Source organism: Mycobacterium sp. IDUB_9 (assembly GCF_055419505.1).
In genome coordinates, this window is sequence record NZ_JBVAXU010000001.1 from 189,508 (window position 1) to 211,692 (window position 22,185).

21 protein-coding genes are annotated in these 22,185 nt (G+C 65.1%); 16 read left to right on the forward strand and 5 right to left on the reverse strand.

Features of this window, described 5'->3' with window-relative positions; all coding sequences use genetic code 11:
* Nucleotides 1–141 precede the first annotated feature (141 nt).
* The gene (locus tag ACZY08_RS01025; RefSeq protein WP_463742759.1) at nt 142–1,065 is read left to right on the forward strand and encodes an alpha/beta hydrolase; all 924 of its coding nucleotides are present in this window, start codon (nt 142–144) and stop codon (nt 1,063–1,065) included.
* Here ACZY08_RS01025 and ACZY08_RS01030 read toward each other — a convergent pair.
* Nucleotides 1,042–2,247, reverse strand: coding sequence for an NADH:flavin oxidoreductase (locus tag ACZY08_RS01030; RefSeq protein WP_463742760.1), 1,206 nt, complete (start codon nt 2,245–2,247; stop codon nt 1,042–1,044). The two genes, ACZY08_RS01025 and ACZY08_RS01030, sit on opposite strands and share 24 nt — an antisense overlap.
* Nucleotides 2,248–2,347: 100 nt before the next feature.
* Between ACZY08_RS01030 and ACZY08_RS01035 the strand changes: the two genes are divergently transcribed.
* The gene (locus tag ACZY08_RS01035) at nt 2,348–3,334 is read left to right on the forward strand and encodes a Dabb family protein (RefSeq protein WP_463742761.1); all 987 of its coding nucleotides are present in this window, start codon (nt 2,348–2,350) and stop codon (nt 3,332–3,334) included.
* 143 nt (nt 3,335–3,477) lie between these two features.
* On the opposite strand, the gene ACZY08_RS01040 is transcribed toward ACZY08_RS01035, so the two are convergent.
* Nucleotides 3,478–4,365 (reverse strand): SDR family NAD(P)-dependent oxidoreductase, encoded by an 888-nt coding sequence (locus ACZY08_RS01040; protein WP_463742762.1) that lies wholly within the window; start codon nt 4,363–4,365, stop codon nt 3,478–3,480.
* On the reverse strand, nt 4,362–6,287 hold the full coding sequence (locus ACZY08_RS01045; RefSeq protein ID WP_463742763.1) for a flavin-containing monooxygenase: 1,926 nt from the start codon (nt 6,285–6,287) through the stop codon (nt 4,362–4,364). Before ACZY08_RS01045 ends, ACZY08_RS01040 begins: the two co-directional genes overlap by 4 nt.
* Before the next feature lie 103 nt (nt 6,288–6,390).
* On the opposite strand from ACZY08_RS01045, the gene ACZY08_RS01050 reads away from it, so the two are divergent.
* The 13 genes from ACZY08_RS01050 to ACZY08_RS01110 all read left to right on the forward strand — a co-directional run bounded on the left by ACZY08_RS01050 (nt 6,391) and on the right by ACZY08_RS01110 (nt 18,952).
* A complete protein-coding gene (locus tag ACZY08_RS01050; protein WP_463742764.1) occupies nt 6,391–7,977 on the forward strand; it encodes a fatty acyl-CoA synthetase in 1,587 nt (528 codons plus the stop codon).
* 11 nt (nt 7,978–7,988) lie between these two features.
* Complete coding sequence (locus tag ACZY08_RS01055; RefSeq protein WP_463742765.1) at nt 7,989–9,107, forward strand: zinc-binding dehydrogenase; 1,119 nt, start codon at nt 7,989–7,991, stop codon at nt 9,105–9,107.
* An 18-nt stretch (nt 9,108–9,125) separates the two neighbouring features.
* Nucleotides 9,126–10,559 (forward strand): aldehyde dehydrogenase family protein, encoded by a 1,434-nt coding sequence (locus ACZY08_RS01060; RefSeq protein ID WP_463742766.1) that lies wholly within the window; start codon nt 9,126–9,128, stop codon nt 10,557–10,559.
* A complete protein-coding gene (locus tag ACZY08_RS01065) occupies nt 10,556–11,332 on the forward strand; it encodes a crotonase/enoyl-CoA hydratase family protein (protein ID WP_463742767.1) in 777 nt (258 codons plus the stop codon). Before ACZY08_RS01060 ends, ACZY08_RS01065 begins: the two co-directional genes overlap by 4 nt.
* Entirely contained in the window at nt 11,317–12,432 is a 1,116-nt protein-coding gene (locus ACZY08_RS01070; RefSeq protein WP_463742768.1) for an acyl-CoA dehydrogenase family protein, read from the forward strand. Before ACZY08_RS01065 ends, ACZY08_RS01070 begins: the two co-directional genes overlap by 16 nt.
* Nucleotides 12,429–13,460 carry an acyl-CoA dehydrogenase family protein gene (locus ACZY08_RS01075; protein ID WP_463742769.1) on the forward strand — a complete coding sequence of 344 codons (1,032 nt, stop codon included), beginning with the start codon at nt 12,429–12,431 and terminating at the stop codon, nt 13,458–13,460. Before ACZY08_RS01070 ends, ACZY08_RS01075 begins: the two co-directional genes overlap by 4 nt.
* An 88-nt stretch (nt 13,461–13,548) precedes the next feature.
* Nucleotides 13,549–14,037, forward strand: a complete 489-nt coding sequence (locus ACZY08_RS01080) for a polyketide cyclase (protein ID WP_463742770.1) — start codon at nt 13,549–13,551, stop codon at nt 14,035–14,037.
* Nucleotides 14,034–14,897 (forward strand): SDR family NAD(P)-dependent oxidoreductase, encoded by an 864-nt coding sequence (locus tag ACZY08_RS01085; RefSeq protein WP_463742771.1) that lies wholly within the window; start codon nt 14,034–14,036, stop codon nt 14,895–14,897. Before ACZY08_RS01080 ends, ACZY08_RS01085 begins: the two co-directional genes overlap by 4 nt.
* A gap of 1 nt (nt 14,898) precedes the next feature.
* Nucleotides 14,899–15,879 carry an alpha/beta hydrolase gene (locus ACZY08_RS01090; protein ID WP_463742772.1) on the forward strand — a complete coding sequence of 327 codons (981 nt, stop codon included), beginning with the start codon at nt 14,899–14,901 and terminating at the stop codon, nt 15,877–15,879.
* 42 nt (nt 15,880–15,921) lie between these two features.
* Nucleotides 15,922–16,998, forward strand: a complete 1,077-nt coding sequence (locus ACZY08_RS01095; protein ID WP_463744100.1) for a hypothetical protein — start codon at nt 15,922–15,924, stop codon at nt 16,996–16,998.
* 17 nt (nt 16,999–17,015) lie between these two features.
* On the forward strand, nt 17,016–17,798 hold the full coding sequence (locus ACZY08_RS01100) for an SDR family NAD(P)-dependent oxidoreductase (RefSeq protein WP_463742773.1): 783 nt from the start codon (nt 17,016–17,018) through the stop codon (nt 17,796–17,798).
* Nucleotides 17,791–18,261: a nuclear transport factor 2 family protein gene (locus tag ACZY08_RS01105; protein WP_463742774.1), complete on the forward strand. Its 471-nt coding sequence runs from the start codon at nt 17,791–17,793 to the stop codon at nt 18,259–18,261. Before ACZY08_RS01100 ends, ACZY08_RS01105 begins: the two co-directional genes overlap by 8 nt.
* 94 nt (nt 18,262–18,355) lie before the next feature.
* Nucleotides 18,356–18,952, forward strand: a complete 597-nt coding sequence (locus ACZY08_RS01110; RefSeq protein ID WP_463742775.1) for a TetR/AcrR family transcriptional regulator — start codon at nt 18,356–18,358, stop codon at nt 18,950–18,952.
* Here ACZY08_RS01110 and ACZY08_RS01115 read toward each other — a convergent pair.
* Both ACZY08_RS01115 and ACZY08_RS01120 read right to left on the reverse strand, forming a co-directional pair.
* Complete coding sequence (locus ACZY08_RS01115) at nt 18,921–19,223, reverse strand: ferredoxin (protein WP_463742776.1); 303 nt, start codon at nt 19,221–19,223, stop codon at nt 18,921–18,923. The genes ACZY08_RS01110 and ACZY08_RS01115 overlap by 32 nt on opposite strands.
* A gap of 2 nt (nt 19,224–19,225) precedes the next feature.
* The gene (locus tag ACZY08_RS01120) at nt 19,226–20,368 is read right to left on the reverse strand and encodes a Rieske 2Fe-2S domain-containing protein (protein WP_463742777.1); all 1,143 of its coding nucleotides are present in this window, start codon (nt 20,366–20,368) and stop codon (nt 19,226–19,228) included.
* 102 nt (nt 20,369–20,470) lie between these two features.
* On the opposite strand from ACZY08_RS01120, the gene ACZY08_RS01125 reads away from it, so the two are divergent.
* Complete coding sequence (locus ACZY08_RS01125; protein WP_463742778.1) at nt 20,471–22,174, forward strand: 3-ketosteroid-delta-1-dehydrogenase; 1,704 nt, start codon at nt 20,471–20,473, stop codon at nt 22,172–22,174.
* Nucleotides 22,175–22,185 lie beyond the last annotated feature (11 nt).

The following is a 22,185-nucleotide window of genomic DNA, read 5'->3' on the forward strand; positions in this document are numbered from 1 at the left end:
GGCCGCTCCGGTACGCATGACTGCGATGGGCATCTGGCGCAATGCCGAAGACGGGCCCCAGCGGGTGGCGCCTACGTTGCAAACCTTGCGGCCGCTCCGTGTGGGCAGCCCAGCTGGTTCTCGAGCCGCCCTGCTGCCCGCATGACCCTCGATCCTCAAATCGCCGGTCTGATCGAAACCCTCGATTCGGGCTTCCCACCGGTGCACACGATGACGGGCGCGCAAGCCCGCGCTGAAATCCGGGCGCGCTTCGTCGCCAACCCACAACCTGAGCCGGTCGCCTCGGTCACCGACCACCAGGTGCCGATCGACAACGGATCCGTCGGCGTCCGGGTCTACCGCCCCGACACGGCCGGACCCCTACCCATGCTGGTCTACGCCCATGGTGGCGGCTTCGTGTTCTGCGATCTCGATAGCCACGACGGGTTGTGCCGCAACCTTGCCAATCTCATTCCGGCTGTGGTTGTTTCGGTCGACTACCGATTGGCACCCGAGCACCGCTGGCCGACAGCAGCCGAAGACTTCTACGCTGCCACCAGTTGGGCCGTGGAGCACGCCGCCGATTTCGGTGCCGACCCGTCCCGGGTGGCCGTCGGCGGTGACAGCGCAGGCGGCAATCTGGCGGCGGCGACCGCGCAGATGGCCCGCGATCGCGGTGGGCCGGCACTGGCAGCGCAGCTTCTGCTCTACCCCGTCATCGCCGCGGATTTCGACACTCCGTCTTACCAACTGTTCGGCAAGGGTTTCTACAACCCGCGGCCGGCGCTGCAGTGGTACTGGGATCAGTACGTCCCCGACCTCGCCGATCGGCAGCACCCTTACGCGTCACCCCTACATGGCAACCTCGATGGGCTGCCCCCGGCCGTTGCCGTGCTCGCGGGCCACGATCCGCTTCGCGACGAGGGCATCGCATATCTCGACGCCCTCGAGACTGCAGGAGTGCCAATCACCCGGTGCGCCTACGACGGTGGCATCCACGGGTTCATGACGATGCCGATGCTCGATATCGCCCACCAGGCCCGGCGAGATGCCGGCCAGGCGCTAGGTGATCTTCTCGGGCCTTAGTACGGCCCCGAAGCGCTGCTCGGGATCGAGCACACAGTGCGTGCGCCCGAACACCGTCACCATGCACTTGTTGTTGTGGTTGCAGCGGCTGCGTGAGGCCGGTTCGGCAGTCATGGTGTTGACCCGGTCCGGCTCGCGCAGCAATGCCCGCCCCATCGCCAGAAAATCGAATCCTTCGCGCAACCCCGTCTCCAGGTGTTCGCGATCGGTGATACCGCCCAGCAGAATGAGTTTGGTGTTGCGCATGACGGGCACGAACTGGCGGGCGGCTTCCAGCATGTAAAGGTCCCGATACGGATAGACACCCATTGTCTGCTTGCCCACCAGCCGTACCGCCGGTCGCAATGCCGGCGGCATCACCTTCGCGAACTCCTTGACCGGTACGTCGCCACGGAACAGGTACATCGGCTTGTACACCGAAGACCCTTGAGTCAGTTCGATGGCATCGAGAGTGGCGTCGGCGTCGAGGAGTTGAGCGGTTCTGAGCGCCTCGTCGATCCAGATACTGCCCGGAAGCCCGTCGTCCATGTCCAGCTTGGCGATCACCGCGATCTGATTGCCCACGACGTCACGAACGTGTTGCGCGATCTCCCGCACCAACCGCGACCGATTGTCGATATCGCCGCCGTACTCGTCCTTTCGACGGTTGATCAGCGGACTCAGAAACGAGCTGGGCAGGTAGAGGTGACCGAAATGCAGTTCGACGGCATCGAATCCGGCGTCGACCGCTACCCGGGCCGCCTCACCGAACTGGTCGATCACGCGAGCGATTTCGGCGCGGGTGATCTCGCGGCAATAGGCGAACGACGTCGGGTTGATGAATCGGCTCGGCGCTACGGCCGTCACACCGGTCAGCTTCTTCTGCGCCACGACCCCGGCATGCCCCAGCTGTGCCGAAATAGCCGCCCCCGCACTGTGTACCGCGTCGGTGAGCCGGCGCAGGCCGGGCGCAGCTTTGCCGCTCATCACGATCTGTCCGGGAGCGCTGGCACCCTGCGGAGACACGCAGCAGTACGCGACGGTGGTCATCCCGACACCGCCCTCGGCGAAACTGCGATGGAAGTCGATGAGGTCGTCGGTGACCAACCCGTCGGGTGAGCGTCCTTCCGAGGTGGCGGCCTTGATCACTCGGTTACGCAGCGTGACGGGCCCAAGCTGGGCCGGGCTGAACGGATCGGTCATCGGCACACCATCGCGCCGACACTCACGATCGTCAACGGTGGTTTCCCGATGGCCGGGAACGCCGTCCTTCCGGTCTGGTGGCCGGCCGTAATCTCACGTCATGGCTGAGATTTTCGTCATCGACCGGGTGGTCACCGCGCCGGGCTGTGCACAGAAGTTCATCGACGCCTACCTGGCGGGTTATGTCCCGGGCGCTCGTGAGCGGGGCATGACATTGCGAGACGTCTTGGTCAGCCCGCCCCTCTGGTTCGACGACCGGCCCAACGTCGTCACGATCACCTGGTCGCTGCCCAGCGCACAGGCCTGGTGGGAGATGACGTGGAAGGGCCGCCCGGACCCCACGGTGGCGCGCTGGTGGGAAAGCGTTGCCGATCTGGTCGTGGAGCGCACTCGCGAAGTCGCATCCGCCGCCGATGATGTCACCGCCGGCGCTGCCGCGTCGGCCCCGTGCGGCACGTCAGCCGGCGCCGTCACCTTCGCAGTCACCCGATTGCTCGACGTCACCGAATCCGAACGCAGCCGAGTTCTCGACGCCCTGCGCGCCGCTGCCGAGCGCAGCGGCGCGCTGAGGTCTCTGGTCCAGCCCACGCTACCGGGGTCGCGCAATGGCGGCGACATCCTGGTCCATCTGCGGTTCGCCGACGAAGAGGCTTGGTACAAAAGCGGTTTCGACGACGTGCTGACCGATCCGGCGATCACCCATGTCAACGGCGTCACCTATCAAGGCGCTCCGGCCCGGAGCGGGGCCGGCAGCGTCTACCGCACGCTGCTGCTACGCATACCTCCCGAGGTGGGGGCGGAGACCGTTGCCGCGTTCGAACGTGAACTCGCGATGATGCCGCGGTACGTCTCGACCATCGCCGCCTGGCAACTGAGCCGGGTCGACGCCGCCGTCGGAGCCAGCGAGTGGACCCACGTCTTCGAGCAGGAATTCACCGATGTCGATGGTCTGATGGGCCCCTACCTGATGCATCCCATCCACTGGGCGGTGGTCGACCGCTGGTTCGACCCCGAGACCACCGACATCATCGTCCGAGACCGGGTCTGCCACAGCTTCTGCGAATTGGCTGCCCCAATGCTCAGCTGAGAAGTGCGGTGGATACCTCTCTGCCGCACTGTGCCGAGCGTGCAGCCTTTTGGCCGTGACAAGCCACGAATAGGGGAAAAGCCTGCACGTTCGCCACAGTGCAGCCCATCCATGCCATACCTACACTGGCCGAGACGAGCAGCTCAGACGCCGGCCGGCAGGATGTTCGGGTTCGCCGTTGCCGGCGGCTCCAGTGGGGGCAATACCGTGCCGCCGTCCAGCGAGTGCACCGGAAGTTGTTGTGACCACGGGTAATGCAGGCTGAACGCCACCAGCCCGGTCCGATCCGCTGCGGGCAGATGACACATCGCCAACACCGTTTCGGCCAGGTACTCGACAGGTTCGGTCGGAAAGCTGTCCGGAATCAGTGCCGCGGCGCCAGGCGTGCGCACCGCGGTCGACGGCCCGACGCAGTTCACCGCGATGTTGGCATCTACCAGTTCGGCGGCCACTCCCTGGGTGAACCGATGAAGGGCGGCCTTGCACGACGCGTAGATCACGTCCCCGGCCGTCTTGTTGTAGTCCCGGTAGGGCCGGAGCGGCGCCACACCGGTAACCGAGCCGATGTTGACGATCCAACCTGACCCCTGGTTACGCATGTGCGGCACAGCAGCTTTCGTCAACGCGAATGGTGTCTTCAGATAGTGCTCCACCGTCCGGTCGAATGTTTCCACCGGCATGTCCTCGACCACCGCGTAGTCGGCGAAACCCGCGTTGTTGACCAGGATGTCCAACCGACCGGTGCGCTCGATGACGGCATCGATCAAACCGTTGCGGGCGGAAGCGTCCTCCAGGTCGGCGGCCAGACCGAAGGCCGATCCTCCAGCCGCTTCGATGAGAGCGACCGTCTCCTCGATCGTGCCCGGGATCGCCTCGGTGACCCCGGCTCGCGTGGACGGAGTAGGAGTGTAGGAACGCGCGGTCACGGCCACGGTCGAGCCTTCGGCCGCCAACCGTTGTGCGATCGCGCGCCCGATACCGCGGCTGCTTCCGGTGACCAGTGCCGTTTTGCCGGCAAGCATCTGGCTCATCGGAGGACGAAGTCCTCTTCGACCGGGGCGCGGTGTTGATGCCACAGATCCACCAGGCGGTACGGTGTCGCCACCACGACGCGGCCGGACTGCGATCTGTAGTAGGTGTGGGCGTTGGGGGTGTGACACCAGACGGTGCCCTGCATCGTCTTGTCGATCCCGTCGACGTAGTCCTCGTATGCGGCCTGGGTGACTTCCATCGTGGCCGCACCACGCAAGGCCATCAGTTGCAGACACTCCAGGATGTAGTGCGCCAGTATCTCCATCGAGAAGTTTGCGCCTGCGCCATGTCCGGGGCTGTAATTCGGCGCGGAGGTGATGAACAGGTTCGGGAACCCGGGGACCGTGCCGCCCCGGTAGGAGCGCGGGCTGTCGCCCCATTCCTGGGCCAGGGTTTTGCCGTCACGCCCGCGGATGTCGACGGTGGACAGGAAATCCAGGTGGTAGCCGGTGGCGTAGATGATGACGTCGAGGTCGATCTGACGGCCGTCAGCCGTGACGATGCCGCGTTCGTTGATTTCGGCTGGTTCACTCGCTTCCACCGCTACGTGGTCGCGGGTCAGCGCGGCGTAGTAGCCTCCGGGATCACGGATGATCCGCTTGCCGTACGGAGCGAAATCCGGCGTGACCTTCTTCGCCAATTCTGTTCCGGCGCCGAACATCCGATCGATGTAGTCCAGGCACATCTGCAGAAGCACATCGTTGACCGGTGAGATCGACAGATGAGTCTTGGACCACTCGGGGTCCTGCAGGATGATGGGATAGTTGTTGTCGGCAGTGCCCCAGTAGGACTTGAGCCGATGCCACATCGAATAGAAGGGCAAGGCACGCCCCAGGTAGCGGCGGTGCTCTGGTACCTCATCGGAAAGGCGCTTTCGGGGGGCAACCCAGTGCGGTTGGCGTTGGAACACCGTCAGGTGCTCAATTTCGTTCACGCAGGCATCGACGATCTGCACCGCGGTACAGCCCGCACCGATCACCGCGACCTTCTTGCCCGCCAGATCCAGCGAGGAGTCCCACTGGGCCGAGTGAATGCTGATGCCGGCGAAGGTGTCTCGTCCCTTGATGTCAGGGAATCGCGGGCGATTCAAGTAGCCGGCCGCGGTGACGACGACGCTGGCATGGTCGATGCTCTTGGTGCCGTCGGTAGAGCGGGAGTGGATCTCCCACTGCCCCCGCTCCACATCCCACCACAACGCCTCGACCTCGGTGCCGAAGCGAATGTGACGACGGAGATCGTGTTTGTCGGCCAAGGAGACCAGATAGGCCTGGTACTCGGCGCCCTGCGGGTAGTAGTTCGTCCAGTCCGGGTTCACTTCACGCGACAGGGAGTAATACGCCGACGGTGTGTCGACACCGATGCCCGGATAGGTGGTGGTCAGCCAGGTGCCACCCACCTCGTCGTTACGGTCGAAGATCTCGAACTGCACGCCCTCTTCGGCAGCGGCCAGGGCCACCGCGATACCTGCGATACCGGCACCGATGATGGCCACGGTGGTGGATGACGGAATCGGTGTGCTGCGCGGCAGCGTCGGCTGCGACGGTCGGAAACCGCCTTGTTCGAGCAGCAGATCCACGTGTTCGTCATCGACCGCACTACCCAGCGCGATGGGCAGCAGGCGGGTGAAGAACCCACGATCGTCTGCGGGGGGCGCGCCTTCCGGGCGTGGGCGACCGAGGGCCGCGATGATCTCCTCGGCCAGCGCCTCCGCGGTACCGGGATCCGTCGTTCCGGCCCGCTCGGGCGGGTCGGGAACGTGGTCGATCTTGGCGGCGTATCGATCGATGACCGATGCATCCCCGGTCATCTGCGCCAGCACCGCAACCAGGACACCGGGGTCGGCCTCCAGCAGATGGCCGCGCAGGGCGTCAGGGTCTGGGGCGCGATCCGCGAGCGACGAGGATTCAGTGGTAGCCGTCATGGGTTCGAGTATCGAAGAAATTCGGCCCCGAGCGCCCCCACCCTGTCTACTGAGCGGGAGACGAACCACCGCACCGAGTGGTCGCACACCTACCCTGCGGTTCATGCACTCTGACGACCTCGCCGCCGTCATCGCCCAGGCTCGTAGCCACAGCCTCGCCGATATCCCCCGCCGCTCGGCACGCAAGCAGCCTGACAAGACCGCCATCATCGATGGCGACGTCGTCCTCAATTTCGCCGAGTTCGATCGCCTGGTGGACCGGGCGGCCGCCGCGTTGGGTGCCAACGGTCTGTCATCCGGTGACCGCCTCGCGCTCCTGTCACGGAACTGCTGGCAGTACGCAGTCCTGGCGTTCGCGACGGCCCGGGCCGGTGTTGTGCTCGTACCGATCAATTTCATGCTGACGGCAGAAGAGATCTCCTACATCCTCGGTCACAGCCGGGCCGCCGGCTTCATCGTCGAGGCCGACCTGATCCCGGTGGCCGAGCAGGCCATGGCCACGGGAACTGCGGTTCGCACGAAGGCCGCACTGGTCCCCGCCGGACAATCCGGCCCCGGCAGCTGGCCCGATTTCGCCGAATGGCTCACGACCACAGCGGAAGTTCCCGACCACCGGATCGACGACGATCAGTTGCTGCGGGTGATGTACACCAGCGGCACGGAGTCGCGGCCCAAAGGTGTCATGCACAGCAGCCGCAGCTTGATGTGGCAGTACATCAGCACCATCGTGGCCGGTTCGATGTCCGGCGACGACGTCGAAATCCATTCCCTGCCCCTGTATCACTGCGCGCAACTGGACAACTTCCTCGCCACGGACATCTATCTGGGAGCCACCAGCATCATCTTGCCCCGGCCCGAACCAGAACTGGTGCTGCGCGCGATCGAACGCCACGGCGTGACCAATTACTTTGCGCCACCGACGGTGTGGATCAGTCTGCTGCGCAGCCCGGTGTTCGACGAGGTAGACCTGTCCAGCCTGCGCAAGGGGTACTACGGCGCCTCACCGATGCCCACCGAGATCCTCCATGAGATGCGCCGACGTCTACCCAATCTGCGGCTGTGGAACTTCTACGGCCAGACGGAGATGGCACCGCTGGCTTCTGCCCTGGGACCTGCCGAGCAGGATGCACACGCAGGGGCGGCGGGCCGGCCCGTGGTCAACGTCGAGACCGTGATCCTCGATGACGACGACGTACCGGTCGAGTCCGGCACCGTCGGTGAAATTGCCCACCGCAGCCCGCATCTGATGCTGGGCTACCTCGACGACGAAGCCAAGACCGCCCAGGCCTTCGCCGGTGGCTGGTTTCATTCCGGCGATCTGGGCTTCTACGACGAGCACGGCCTGCTGCACGTCGTCGATCGCAAGAAGGACATGATCAAGACCGGCGGCGAGAACGTCGCCAGCCGCGAGGTCGAAGAAGTTCTCTACCGGCACAGCGGGATAGAGGAAGCCGCGGTCTTCGGATTGGCGCACCCGGTTTGGGTGGAAGCCGTCGTCGCCGCGGTGGTGACCCGCGCCGGCGCCACCGTGACCGAAGACGAGGTCCTGCGTCACTGCCGTGACCACCTCGCCGGGTTCAAGACCCCCAAACAGATCTTCTTCGTCGACTCCCTACCCAAGAACCCCAGCGGCAAGCTGCTCAAACGCGCTCTGCGACAGCGGTTCAGCCTCGAATCCACCAGCAACTGAAGGAACGCACCGTGACCAACTCCTCTCGAACCGGACGCATCGCGCGCTTCGACGAACCCGGCAAGCCATTTCGGATCGAAACGGTCACCCTGCCCGACGTCGGGCCCGGGGAGATTCTGATCCGTGTCCTGCGGGCGAACATCTGCGGCTCAGACGTCCACGCCTGGCACGGCACCTTCGCCACCCGCGGTTTGGGTGGGCAGCTGCCCACCGTGTTGGGCCACGAGATGGTCGGTGCCATCGAAGTACTGGGCGACGGAGTGAGCACCGACTCCAACGGCAAACCGTTGGGCACGGGCACGCGAGTGGTGTTTCCGTACTTCTACTGCTGCCACAAGTGCCGCAACTGCCTGGCCGGGCGCCGCAATGCCTGCCTCAACCTCAAAATGGCCATGTTGGGCCGCGCCGACCAGCCGCCCTATTTTGTCGGCGGCTACGGCGACTACTACCTGTTGCCTGCCGGTGCCGTCGTCTACACGGTTCCCGACACTCTGAGCGACGACATCGCCGCGGGCGCCAACTGCGCACTGTCACAGGTCATGTACGGACTCGAGCGCGTCGACCTGCAGCTCGGTGAGCACGTCGTGGTCCAGGGCGCCGGCGCGCTGGGCCTCTACGCGGTGGCCGTGGCCAAGGCGCGCGGGGCCGCCAACGTGATCGCCATCGACGGCGTACCCGAACGGCTCGAGCTGGCAACCGCATTCGGCGCCGACTCGGTGATCGACCTCAACGAAGCCGCCGCACCCAAGGACCGGGCGAAGGCGGTGCGGGCGCGGACCGATGGCCAGGGTGCCGATGTGGTGGTGGAGGTCGTCGGGCACCCGTCGGCCATCGACGAGGGCTTGCAGATGCTGGCCCAGTTCGGCCGCTACGTCGAGATCGGCAACATCAACATCGGCAAGACATTCGCGTTCGACCCGTCACGGTTCGTCTTCACCAACAAGACCATGGTCGGGGTCTCCCTGTATGACCCGGCAGTCCTGTCCCGCGCGTTGACGTTCCTCGACCAACATCAACACCAGTTGCCGTTCGAGCGGCTCGCCGCGGCGTCGTACTCACTCGACGACATCAACGAAGCGTTCACCGCAGCCGACGGTCGGCGTGATGTCCGCGCCAGTATCGCCCCATAAACACAGCTAAGGACGACAGTGCCCAACTACGAACACAATTCACTGTTCATCGACGGACGATGGACCGCGCCCTCGGGCGGCGGCAACGGTGGCGTTGTCGAAGTCATCAACCCGGCAACCGAAGCGGTCATCGGCCACGTGCCCAATGGCGACTCCGCCGATGTCGACGCCGCGGTGACCGCGGCTCGGCAGGCATTCGACCCGCTCATCACCGTTGACGAACGCCGTGACCGGTTGCAGCGGGTCATCGCCGCGATGGAGAAGCGCCTACCCGACATCGCCGAACTCATCACCGCCGAGATGGGTGCCCCCGTGCGCATAGCGCAGACCGTACAGACCCAGGTCCCGCTGGCGGTGGCCAAGGGATTCGCCGACGTACTGGAGACCTTCGAATCCGAAGAGCGCATCGGCAATTCGTTGGTCCTGAGGGAACCTTACGGCGTCGTCGGCGCCATCACGCCGTGGAACTATCCGCTCTACCAGGTGGTCGCCAAGGTGCTGCCCGCCATCGCCGCGGGCTGTCCCGTCGTGCTCAAACCCAGTAACGAAGCCCCGCTTTCGGTGTTCGCCTTCGTCGAAGCCTGCGAAGAGGCGGGGCTCCCGCCCGGGACGATCAACCTCGTCTCGGGCCCCGGTCGGGTGATAGGCGAACGCCTCGCGTCGCATCCGGGAATCGACTTCGTCTCGTTCACCGGGTCTACCGGCGTGGGTGCGCGCGTCGGAGAACTTGCCGGCCAATCGATCAAGAAGGTTGCTCTCGAACTCGGCGGCAAGTCGGCCAACGTGATCCTCGACGGCGCTGATCTGGCCACCGCGGTCAAGGCCGGGGTGGGCAATGCCTTCCTCAACGGCGGACAGACCTGCATGGCCTGGACCCGGATGCTGGTGCCGCAGAGCCGTTACGGCGAGGCTCTGGACCTGATCGAAGCCGCAGTTGCGCGCTACACCGTGGGCGACCCGCGCGACCCGGCGACGCGGATCGGACCGTCGGCGTCGCGGTCGCAGTTCGATACGGTTCGTGGCTTCATCGAGCGTGCCCAGCGTGACGGCGCCCGGCTGCTGACCGGCGGCACGGATCCGATCCGTGACGTCGGCTATTTCGTGGCACCAACGGTTTTCGCCGATGTGGATCCCGACTCCGAACTCGGCCAGGAAGAGGTGTTCGGTCCCGTGCTTGCGGTGATCCCCTTCGGCGACGCCGACGATGCACTGCGCATCGCAAATGGCACTCCCTATGGGCTCTCGGGTGCCGTGTGGGCCGCTACCGACGACGACGCCATCGCCTTCGCCCGTCAGGTGCAGACCGGCCAGCTCGACATCAATGGTGGCGCCTACAACCCCGCCGCCCCGTTCGGCGGGTACAAGAAGTCCGGGATCGGCCGTGAACTGGGCCGGTTCGGCTTCGAGGAATACCTCCAGACCAAATCCCTTCAGCTCAAGGAGCGTGCGTGACCTCACCGCTGGACGTCCACACCGACGGACCGGTCCAAATCTGGACGATCACCCTGCCCGACGTCGGTAATGCCATCACCGGCAAGGACATCATCGCCGCGTTCGAGGACAGTGTGGATGCCGTGAACGGTGACAACACCGTCGGTGCGGTTGTTCTCACCGGCGCCGGCAAGATCTTCTCGGCCGGCGGCAACGTCAAGGAGATGGCCGACCGCCAGGGCATGTTCGGTCTGGCGGCCATCGATCAGCGCCGTGCCTACATCGACGGCATCCAACGGATCCCACGTGCGCTGGGTCGCCTCGAAGTGCCTCTCATCGCAGCGGTCAACGGTGCCGCCATCGGCGCCGGATGCGACCTGGCGATGATGTGTGACATCCGGATCGCCTCCGAGCGAGCATCTTTCGCCGAGAGCTTCGTCCAGCTCGGTCTCATCCCGGGCGATGGCGGCACCTGGTTTCTGCCGCGCGCCATCGGCTACGCCCGCGCCGCTGAATTGACGTTCACCGGCGACCGGATCGACGCGGCCACCGCATTGGACTGGGGGCTGGTCAGTCGGGTGGTGCCGCACGACGACCTCCTGACTGAAGCACGGGCGCTGGCAGACCGGATCGCGGTGAATCCGCCGCACGCGCTGCGGATGGCCAAACGCCTGCTGCAGGAATCGACGACCGGCACCCTGGAATCCACCCTCTCCATGGCGGCGGCCATGCAGCCGCTGGCCCACCACGACACCGAGCACCAACAACGGATCGCAAAGTGGCGGACAACGTGACCGGCGCACACCTGGATCTGCTACGCGAGGAGGTTCGCGGATTCCTGGCCGGCCAGTTGGCCGCCGGTGCATTCACGCCTTTGGTCGATTCCTGGCTGTGCGGATGGGACGAGAATTTCACCGCATCCCTGGCGAAGCAGGGCTGGCTGGGCATGACGGTTCCCGAGCACTACGGCGGCCATGGCCGCTCGTTTCAAGAACGGTTCGTGGTGACCGAAGAACTGCTGGCCGCGGGCGCCCCGGTGGCCGCCCACTGGATCGCCGATCGCCAAATCGTGCCATCTCTCCTGAAATACGGGACAGAAGAACAGAAGTCAGAGTTCCTGCCACGCATCGTGGCAGGCGAGTGTTTCTTCGGAATCGGGATGAGCGAGCCAGATTCCGGCTCGGATCTGGCCAGCGTGCGCACTCGTGCGGTACGAGTCGATGGCGGGTGGTCGATCACCGGTACCAAAGTGTGGACATCGGGAGCGCACCGCGCTCATGCGTTCATCGTGCTGGCCCGCACCGAACCGGTCGATCCGTCGCACCGGCACGCCGGACTGAGTCAATTCATCGTCGACCTGCGCGCCCCGGGCGTGCAGGTCCGCCCCATCATCTCGATGAACGGCGGGCATCACTTCAACGAGGTCGTACTCGACGAGGCGTTCATCCCCGATGCCATGGTCTTCGGCGAAATCGGCCGGGGCTGGACACAGGTGACCTCCGAGCTGAGCTTCGAACGCAGCGGACCGGAACGGTTCCTGTCCACATTCCCGCTGCTGGCACACGCAGCCGAAAACACCGCAGCTGAACCGGGATTAGGGCGGTTGATCGCACGCGTTGCCGGTCTGCATCACATGTCGACCGCGGTGGCCGGCGCCCTGGAGCGTGGTGAGAATCCCGATGTTTCGGCAGCGATGGTCAAGGTCCTCGGAACCACGGTCGAAGGCGATATCGCCGACTTCGCCGACCGGCAGACCGGAGATGACGCCGCGACGGACGCCGAGTGGACGCTCCTGGTGGCCACCGCGGTGGACCAGCGCCCCGGCTTCACCTTGCGGGGCGGAACCAACGAAGTGCTGCGCGGTGTCATCGCGCGGGGATTGGGTATGCGATGAACACGGTGGATCCCGATCTGGCGGCCATGATGGACGGCGTCTTCTCCGATTACCGCGAGAGTCACGCCGGCGCCGCTCCCGGCACCCGTATCGCGTATGACCGCGACCTGTGGCAGCGACTCGGCTCCCTCGGACTGGTCCGGCTGACAGGCGCTGAGGAGACCGGGGGCAGCGGTGCTGGCTGGTTGGAAGCGACCGAATTACTCAGTGCCGCGGTGCGTCACGGTGTCCGCCTCCCACTTGCCGAACACGACTTGCTGGCGTGCTGGCTGCTGGATGCCGCCGGCTTGCCGGCCGACGATACGGTCCGAACGGCATGCCTGGTGCCGGCCGACGGTCATGCCGCGGTACCCGCACCCTGGGCCGGCGATGTCGACCGCATCGTCGTGCTGTGGCAGGACGAAGACCGATACCGGCTCACCGAACTCGACACCGCGGAATTGTCGCTCACGGCGGGCACCAACCTGATCGGCGAGCCGCGCGACACCGTCCATGTCGACACATCGGCGATCACCGGGACAGCAGTACCAACGGAATTGGCGGCCAAGCTCAGGCGGAAGTCAGCGGCGGTACGGGCGGTCCAGGTGTGCGCGGCTCTCGATCGCGCGGTGGCCCTGTCCATCGAGCACGTGGCCTCGCGAGTTCAGTTCGGACGTCCGCTGGCGAAGTTCCAGGCGATTCAGAACCTTGTGTCGGACGCCGCCGCAGAGGCCGCGCTGGCCAGAGCCGCCACCGCAGCGGCTCTCCGGTCAGCTGTCGATACCGATTGGGAGTCAGCGCATCTCGACTTCCAGATCGCTACCGCGCGATCCTGTGCCGGGCATGCCGCCTCGGTCGTGACGCGCAACGCACACCAGGTACATGGCGCGATCGGCACGACGCACGAACATCGACTGCACGAGTGCACCCGCGCCGCCCTGGCCTGGCGCTCGGAATTCGGCTCCGTGCGCTTCTGGGACGACCAGGTTGCCGCGGCGGCCGCGGCGGCGGGCGGACAGGGACTTTGGGCCCTGATCACCGGCGGCTGAGCCGCTGGCGCGCTCCGGTCGATACGGCGTTCCACTCAATGGTCACCGGTGCTGTTACCGGCGCCACATCACGGGTTGACTACCCGTCATGAGCAACGAGATCTCACTGTCTGAAGTTCAGGAGTTCCTGTCCGGTTTCTGGTTCCACTACGACCAGGGCCACTTCGACGAAGTCGGTAACCGTATCGGTGACGAGATGGAGTACCTGAGCCGCTCGGATTCGGGCAACTGCCCGTTCGAGCATCTGCTGGCTGCTGAGCTCCACGGCAAGGCCGAAACGCTGCCGTGGCTGATTCAGCACCGCAACGAGAACCCGTACCCGTGCCGCCACCAGATCATGAACGTCTACCGCACCGGCGTCGATGGTGACGTCACCAACGTCCGCTTCTACATGTACGTCAACCAGATCACCAACAACGTGCCGTTCGCCGTCTCCAGCGGAGTCGCCGAGGCCGGGGTCCGGCGCTCGGCCGAGGGTCTGGTGTTCACGTCGCTGAATGTGGTGCTCGACGCCGAGGACTCGATCCCGCTCGCCGAACACACCGCGAAGGACGCTTCCGCCAGCACCTCCGCGTGAACGCTCAAGAAGCCTTCGGCGGCGGGGTCGCCGTCATCACCGGAGCCGGCGCCGGGATCGGCGCCGGCCTCGCCCGGCATGCCAGTCGCTTGGGCATGACTGTGGTGCTGGTCGACATCAACGCCGATGCCATCGCGGACCTTCGTGACGAGATCCGCGCGGCAGGAGGAGCGGCCACCGACGTGGTCTGCGATGTGCGCGACGCAGATGCCGTGCAAGCACTGGCCGATGACGTCTACCGCGACCTCGGACCGGTGCGGCTGTTGGTGAACAACGCCGGCATCGAGCAGTTCGGCTATCTGTGGGACACCCCGGTGGCGAACTGGCAACGCGTCGTGGACATCAACATCAGCGGTGTCTTCCACGGCATCAGAGCATTCCTGCCCAGGATGATCGCCACCGACGCACCGGCGTGGATATGGAACCTGTCCTCGATCGGCGGCGTCGCCGTGATTCCGTTGCAGGCGCCCTACATCATGAGCAAGCACGCCGTTCTCGCACTGACCGAATGCCTGAACCTCGAAGTGCAATCCGCCGGCCATGACCACCATGTGCACGTGCAGGCGGTGCTTCCGGGTGCCGTGGTGTCCAGCATCTTCGAGTCAGCGGGCGGGGTGGACTCCGGGGATGCCGGAGCAGCCGAAGGGCAGCGCGCTGCCATGCTCGATATCAAGGCCGAGGCGATGGATCCGATCGCCGCGGCCGAGGTGGTGTTCGAGCAGGCCGCCGAAGGCCGGTTCTATCTCCTCACCCAACCCGACTATGTCGGGTCGGCGATGGCGGAGCGGGCTCGCGTGCTGAGCAACCAGGAGGCGCCCCGATTGCGGACCGAACGCCGTTTCGACCCGGCGCAGAGTTGAAATGACCTATCCGCCACTCGACCCCGACGCCGCCGCCCGCGTTGCCTCGTTCGGTGAGATCACTCCCATGCGTGCCCGGGGACTGGCCGCCGTACGTGACGGCCTTGAATCCGCACCTCCGCCGGAAATGCCGGCCATGACCGGCATCGAAGACTTGTCAGTGCCGGGTCCGGCAGGCCCGATTCCGGTCCGGCTGTATCGGCCCAGTGCGGAACCTGGGTTGCCGGTGTTGGTGTACCTGCACGGCGGCGGGCTGGTGATGGGCTCCAACCGTTCGTTCGAACCACTTGCGCGCGAACTGGCACATGCCAGCGGTGCCGCAGTGGCGGCCGTCGAATACCGACTGGCACCGGAATCGCCTCCGCCGGCGCAATTCGACGACGCCTACGCGGCCACCGAATGGGTAGCGGCACATGCCGACAACCTGAACCTGGATGCACGACGGCTGGCGGTCGTCGGCGACAGTGCCGGCGGATCGCTGGCCGCTGCAGTGGCTTTGGCGGCCCGTGATCACGCAGGTCCACAGATTTTCGCTCAGGTGCTGCTCTATCCCGGTCTGGACCGCGACATGGGAGCGGCATCGATCACCTCCATGCCCGATGCCCCGCTGCTGCGCCACGAAGACATCGTCTACATGCACGAACTGGTCGACCGCGGGAGTCCGCCCCGAGATCCCTATCAGGTTCCGGCCTATGCGACCGACCTGCGCGGCCTGCCGGCAGCGATCGTCGTCACCGGCGAGTGCGACCCGATCCGCGATTGGGGCGAACGGTATGCCACCAGGCTGCGTGACGCGGGAGTCCAGACCACCGTCACCCGCTATCCCGGTATGTACCACGGCTTTCTGATGCGCTCGGATGCCACCGCACGCGGCCGTCTGGCCATCGCGGAGACCGGCGCGCTGCTTCGGGCCAAGTTCGCGCATCCCGTTGGCAGCAACGAGTCTCCCGATCAACGGACGGGTACCGACTCACCGGGCTGAGCGCTGCCCACAATCGAGAACCACACCATGAAGGAGATCACCATGCTGACCGATGAGCAGCGTCTCGCGCTGTCCGACATCTTGCATCCCGTTGCCCCGCCGCGCGAGATCACCGATGTCTACACCGACGACCAGAAGCAGCGACTGCTCGATGTCGTGCACACGCAGGGTCCGTGGAAGCTCATCATCGCCCAGCACTTCGCCTCGGCCGACGAGTTGATGGCCACCATGAGCGGTGCCTTCCCCGAAGGGTTCACCCCGTCATTGGACCTGTTCCTCACGCCGACGTTCCGCGGTTACCTGGCCAACTACGGCACCGTTCTGTTCCCCGAGCTGCATGACTGCTTCTACAACTCCGCATTCATCGAGCACGCCAAGAGCTACTGGAATGCCGAGTACGCCAAGCCGGAGATGATGCTGTTCAACATCAACGGGCCCTGCGCCAACCGCGATCCCGGTCACCTGGACTCCCCCAGCTTCCGTGGCATACGCCACGAGAACGCCCCCACCTGGTTGTGCAGCGTGATGGGCAAGTCCGGCCTGTTCACCGACTACCTGATCAAGATGGCCCAGGTGATCACCTGGTTCTCCCTCGATGAAGGCTCAGGCTTCACCTACTGGCCCGATGGCCCGCTCAAGCCGCCCGCCCGGGTATTGCCCCCCATCAACAACCGCGCCGTCGTCGTGCAGAACGAGATGATGGTGCACCGCGGGGAGGCCAACGGCCCGTTGGATCAACAGGTTCCGGCCGGCCTGGCCTTTGACACCATGTTCGCCGGCGACCCGGCCGACCGCGACCACTGGCTGCTGAAGAACGGCGTCGACGTCATCGCCCGTCACCACACCGACGAGTTGCGGTTCCTCGTCCACTGGTCCGCCGAGGTGTTCTCCGACTACGAGGAACTCAAGAAGAACATGGACGGATCGGACGACATCACCATCGAACGGGCGATCGGAATGATGGTCGACGATCTCAAGGGCAAGGGAATCACGCTCGACGTGCCCGGCGAGCCGTTGCACGACCCCGCCTTCATCGGTGCACTGAACGCCGCCTACGACCTCGGCGGCCCAAGCAGCTACCCGGACGAAGCTCCGATCTCTGCCTTCCAACTCGCCTGATTCCGAGGGGATTTCCAATGGACCGTTTCTCAGATCGTCGCGTCATCGTCACCGGCGCCGGGTCGGGTATCGGCGCGGCCACGGTGGCCCGACTGCTCGATGAAGGCGCCACTGTGGTGGCCTACGACATCTCCGCCGACGGACTGGCCGCGACTACGGCCACCGCCGAAGACGCCGGTACTGCAAAACGACTCACGACTGCTGTCCTCGACATATCGCGCGAAGATGACGTCGTCGCCGCGGTGAACGCCGGAGTTGCCGAGTTGGGCCGGCTCGAGGTACTCGTCAATGTGGCCGCCATGCAGACGTGTTCGCACACCCATGAGACCAGCCTCGAGGAATGGAACCGCACCCTGGCGGTCAACCTCACCGGAACGTTCCTGATGACCCGCCAAGCACTCCCGGCACTGCTCGAGTCAGGACGAGGCGTGGTGGTGAATTTCACTTCCACCGCTGCGACATTCGCCCACCCGTACATGGCGGCGTATGCGGCCAGCAAGGGTGGAATCCTCAGCTTCACCCACTCCCTGGCACTCGAATATTCCAAACAAGGACTGCGGGCGGTCAACATCCAGCCCGGCGGGGTGTCGACGGCACTGGCCAACAGCACCCTGGAGAAGATGCCCGAGGGATATGACCTCGGACTGTGGGGCAAGCAGACCCCGCTGCTGCACGGCACCGAGAGCGAAATCCTCGGAGATCCAAGTGCTGTCGCATCGGTCATCGCGATGGTCGCCTCCGACGACGGTGCGTTCATCACCGGCACGGAGATTCGTGTCGACGGCGGCGCGCATGCCTGAACAGGTTGACACGGTGGCCACGGAGTCAGATCTTCTGCGGGTCTTGTGCGACCAGCGAGACGTCGAACGCGCGCTGAATCTGTTCGCCCGCGCGATGGACGAGCGTGACTGGACCACAATGGCCGAGATTCTCGCCGAGGACGCCGAAGGAGACTTCGGGACCGGACGCCTCGCCGGGAGCACCGCGATCATCAGCTTGATCCGTGGCTATCTCGACAGTTGCGGTCCCACCCAGCATCTACTGGGCAACGTCGTCATCGACATCTCCGGCGACACCGCGACCAGCAGGGCCTACATCCGCGACGTTCATCTGAACTCCGCTGCGGATCCCTCCACGCGGTTCTACACCATGGGCGACTACCACGACACCTGGCGGCGATTCGGCGACGGCCGGTGGCGCATCGTCGAACGGGTCAAAGTCAACCGTGCACACGTCGGTCCGCTGGAAATCTTTGACAGTTAGGCGATTCCGCCTCGATCTACTGCGCGCGACCAATGAGCTGCAGCAGATCTAGTATTCACAACGTGAGGACAACGGCACGGTGAAGCAGCCGACAATGTTGTACCGCCTGCCCGGCGGATTGAGCTCGTACACAACAGAAGCCAGAACGGGACGGCATGCCCGCCGCGATCGGATCGTCACCGCCGCCATGCGACTGGCCGCCGGGGGCTACGACAACTGTCAGATCCGTTCAGTCGCCACGGCGGCGGGAGTGGCGCCCAGCACTGTGTACCAATACTTCCCATCCAAGGACGACCTGCTGCTGGCGTGTTTTCACGAATGGCTGTGGGATTTCGAAACGGAGTCTTGCTACGTCACCGACAAATCGGATCCGTTTCAGCGCCTGCTGCAGGTATCCCTGACCTTGACCGACAGGCTGTGCTCATCACCACGGTTCGCCGAGGCCATGATTCGCCCGTATCTCTACGCCGACGGCACGGCCGCGATCCAAGCTGACCTGGTCCGCCGGCAGACGGTCCGGATCTTCGTCGAGTCTGTCGGAGGCGCCACATCGGCACCGCAGGAAGTCGGCGCCGCCGAAATACTCTCCGACGTCTGGATGACCAACGTCGCCGCATTCGCCCAGCAGCGCATCGCGCTGGGAGAACTGTCCCAACGGCTCACCCGTACCGTCGGTCTCCTGAAGGGTTAGCCTCATCGACCACGGGCAGCGCCCCTGAACGCACCGCGTTGACGATCGATCCGCGCAGAGCCGAGCATTCCAGGAACAGTCCGCGGCCCCCTGGCGGCGCCAATTGTTCTGCGGTGCAGCGCTCCTCACAGTGCCGCAACGCGGAGTCGGTCCATTGAACGCTGGTCTGGTTCCAGCTGCTCTTGCGTACCTGTACCCCCGCACCACAGCGCCGGCACATGACCGGCACCATGGGTGCGTCGTCGAGCCGATTGTCCGGGCGGACAGTCATCTTCATCCCACCGTCCCGGAAGCGCCGGCCCGAGCTGCCAGGTTGGCCTCCACTTCCTTCATCCAGGACTCGTACGGTCGGGTGGTGTCCAGCTCGAACTCGAAGCGATCCACCATGTCCGGCGCTACGTCGGCCGCATCTACATAGAACTGCTCATACCAGCGCCTCAGCTGATACACCGGCCCGTCCTCTTCGACCAGAAGCGGATTGTCGATGCGGGTCTTGTTACGCCAGATTTCGACGTCCTGCTCGAATCCCATCTTCACGAAGTCGCCGAGGGCGACAGCCGTCTCCATGGCGAGATCCTCGGGCATGGCGGCGTTTTTCTCGACCACGATGCCGTACTGCAGCACAAACGAATTGGCGTCGATCGGATAGTGGCAGTTGATGAGCACCGTGCGCTGGTCGAAGCCCTCGTAGTGGTAGGTCAGGTCGTCGATCATGAACGAGGGACCGTGGTACGCGGCCAGCGAACTCGTGCCGAGCATCTTCGCCTCCCCGGGCTCACCGAGATCGGGCCGGCCGGCGCTCTTCATGTACTGGGTGGCGACCTGGCCTTCGAAGATGTTCTTGAAATGCGTGGGGAGCGACCCGTGAATGTAGAAGAAGTGCGCCATGTCCACGACGTTGTCGATGATCTCGCGACAGTTGGTGTGAACCACCGTGGTGTACCAGTGCCAGTCGGTCCAACCGTCGCTGGTGGCCCCTTCGATGCGCGGGATGCTCACGTCCGCCGGCGGCGCCTTGCGTTCGGGATCGTTCCAGACGAACAGCATGCCGTCCTGCTGCAGCGTGGGCCAGGCTGCGGTGCGCGCCAATCGCGGTGTGCGCTTGCTGTACGGCACCATCTTGCACCGGCCGTCCCCACCCCAGCGCCAGTCATGGAACGGGCAGGCGAGCTCGCTGCCTTTGACAGTTCCCTGAGACAGGTCGCCGCCCATGTGCCGGCAGTACCCGTCGAGGACGTTGATGGCACCGTCCTCGCCCCGGAACACAACCAGCTTCTGCCCGAAAGCATTGACCTGGTGCGGTTTTCCATCCCCGAAATCGCGGATCAGTCCCAGGCAGTGCCACCCACGGGCAAACCTGGTGGGTACCGAACCGGCCTCGATCAACCGAATTTCGTCGGTATCTGAGTGAGTCATGGCACCATTGAACTGCGCTTACCGGCCGACGGGAAGGTCAGTGTTCCGCTCAACAGGACGCGAGAATCAACATTGCCGGTCGCCGACCTATCGTCTTCGATCGTGACCGCTACCAGCCACAAGACCATTCCCGCCGGGCTCACCGTTGCCGCCACCGATGTTGACCTTCTCGTCGTCGGATCCGGCACCGGCCTGGCCGCCGCCCTGGCAGCCCAGGAGCAGGGGTTGTCCGTTCTCGTCGTCGAGAAGTCTTCCTACGTCGGCGGTTCGACGGCCCGCTCCGGTGGCGCGCTCTGGCTGCCGGCGAGCCCGGTGATCGAGGACTGCGGCGGAAACGACCCCGTGTCCCGGGCACACACCTACCTGGAGTCCGTCGTCGGGGATTCCGCGCCGCGTGAGCGCTCTGCGGCGTACCTGGACAACCTTCCTGCAACGGTCGAAATGTTGCGCCGCACCACACCCATGAAGCTGTTCTGGGCCAAGGAGTACTCCGACTATCACCCGGAGGCTCCGGGGGGATCAGCGGCGGGGCGCACGTGCGAATGCCGCCCGCTCGACACCGCAATCCTCGGCGATTACCTGGCTGATCTGCGACCCGGCGTCATGGAAGTCAAGTTCCCGATGCCGACCACTGGTGCCGACTACCGCTGGCTAAACCTGATGAGCCGGGTGCCACGCAAAGGCTTGCCCACGATCATCAAGCGACTTGCGCAGGGCATTGGCGGCCTCGCACTCGGTAGGCGTTACGCCGCCGGAGGTCAGGCATTGGCCGCAGGGTTGTTCGCCGGGGCAATCCGCGCCGGCATCCCGATCTGGCTCGACACTTCACTTACCGAGCTGGTCACCGACGGCGGCCGGGTCACCGGGGCCGTCGTCGAGCACGGCGACAAGACCTTCACCGTCACCGCCCGGCGCGGTGTCGTGCTCGCGGCCGGCGGCTTCGATCACCACATGGACATGCGGCACAAGTTCCAATCCGAGTCCCTCGGTCGCAATCTCAGCCTGGGTGCGGAGTCCAACACCGGCGACGCCATTCGGATCGGCCAGGAAGTCGGTGCAGACATTGCGCTGATGGATCAATCGTGGTGGTTCCCTGCCGTAGCGCCGCTCCCGGAAGCAGCTCCTGCGGTGATGCTCGCCGAGCGGTCGTTGCCCGGATCGTTCATCGTCGACCAGGACGGTCACCGATTTGCCAACGAGTCGGCCGATTACATGAGCTTCGGGCAGCGCGTTCTGGATCTCGAAGCTGCGGGTACACCGGTGGAAAGCATGTGGATCGTCTTCGATCAGCAGTATCGCAACAGCTACGTCTTTGCCGCCGAACTGTTTCCGCGCATGCCGATCCCACAACCCTGGTATGACGCCGGAATCGCCGGCCGGGCAGACAGTTTCACCGAGCTCGCATCCAAAATGGGTGTGGCCGAGGACAACTTCTCCGCCACCGTCGCGCGCTTCAACGAGAACTCCTTCGCTGGTGAGGATCCCGACTTCGAACGGGGCCGCAGCGCCTATGACCGTTACTACGGGGACCCCACGATCACGCCGAACCCGAACCTGCGTCCACTGATCAAGGGACCGTTCTATGCGGTCAAGATGGTGCTCAGCGATCTGGGTACGTGCGGCGGCCTGCGCGCCGACGAGAACGCTCGCGTTCTTCGCGAAGACGGCACCGTCATCGACGGGCTCTATGCGATCGGCAACACCGCTGCCAACGCATTCGGCAACACCTATCCCGGCGCGGGGGCGACCATCGCGCAGGGTTTGGTCTACGGCTACATCGCCGCCCGTGACGCGGCACGCAGGTAAGCGCGACGGAC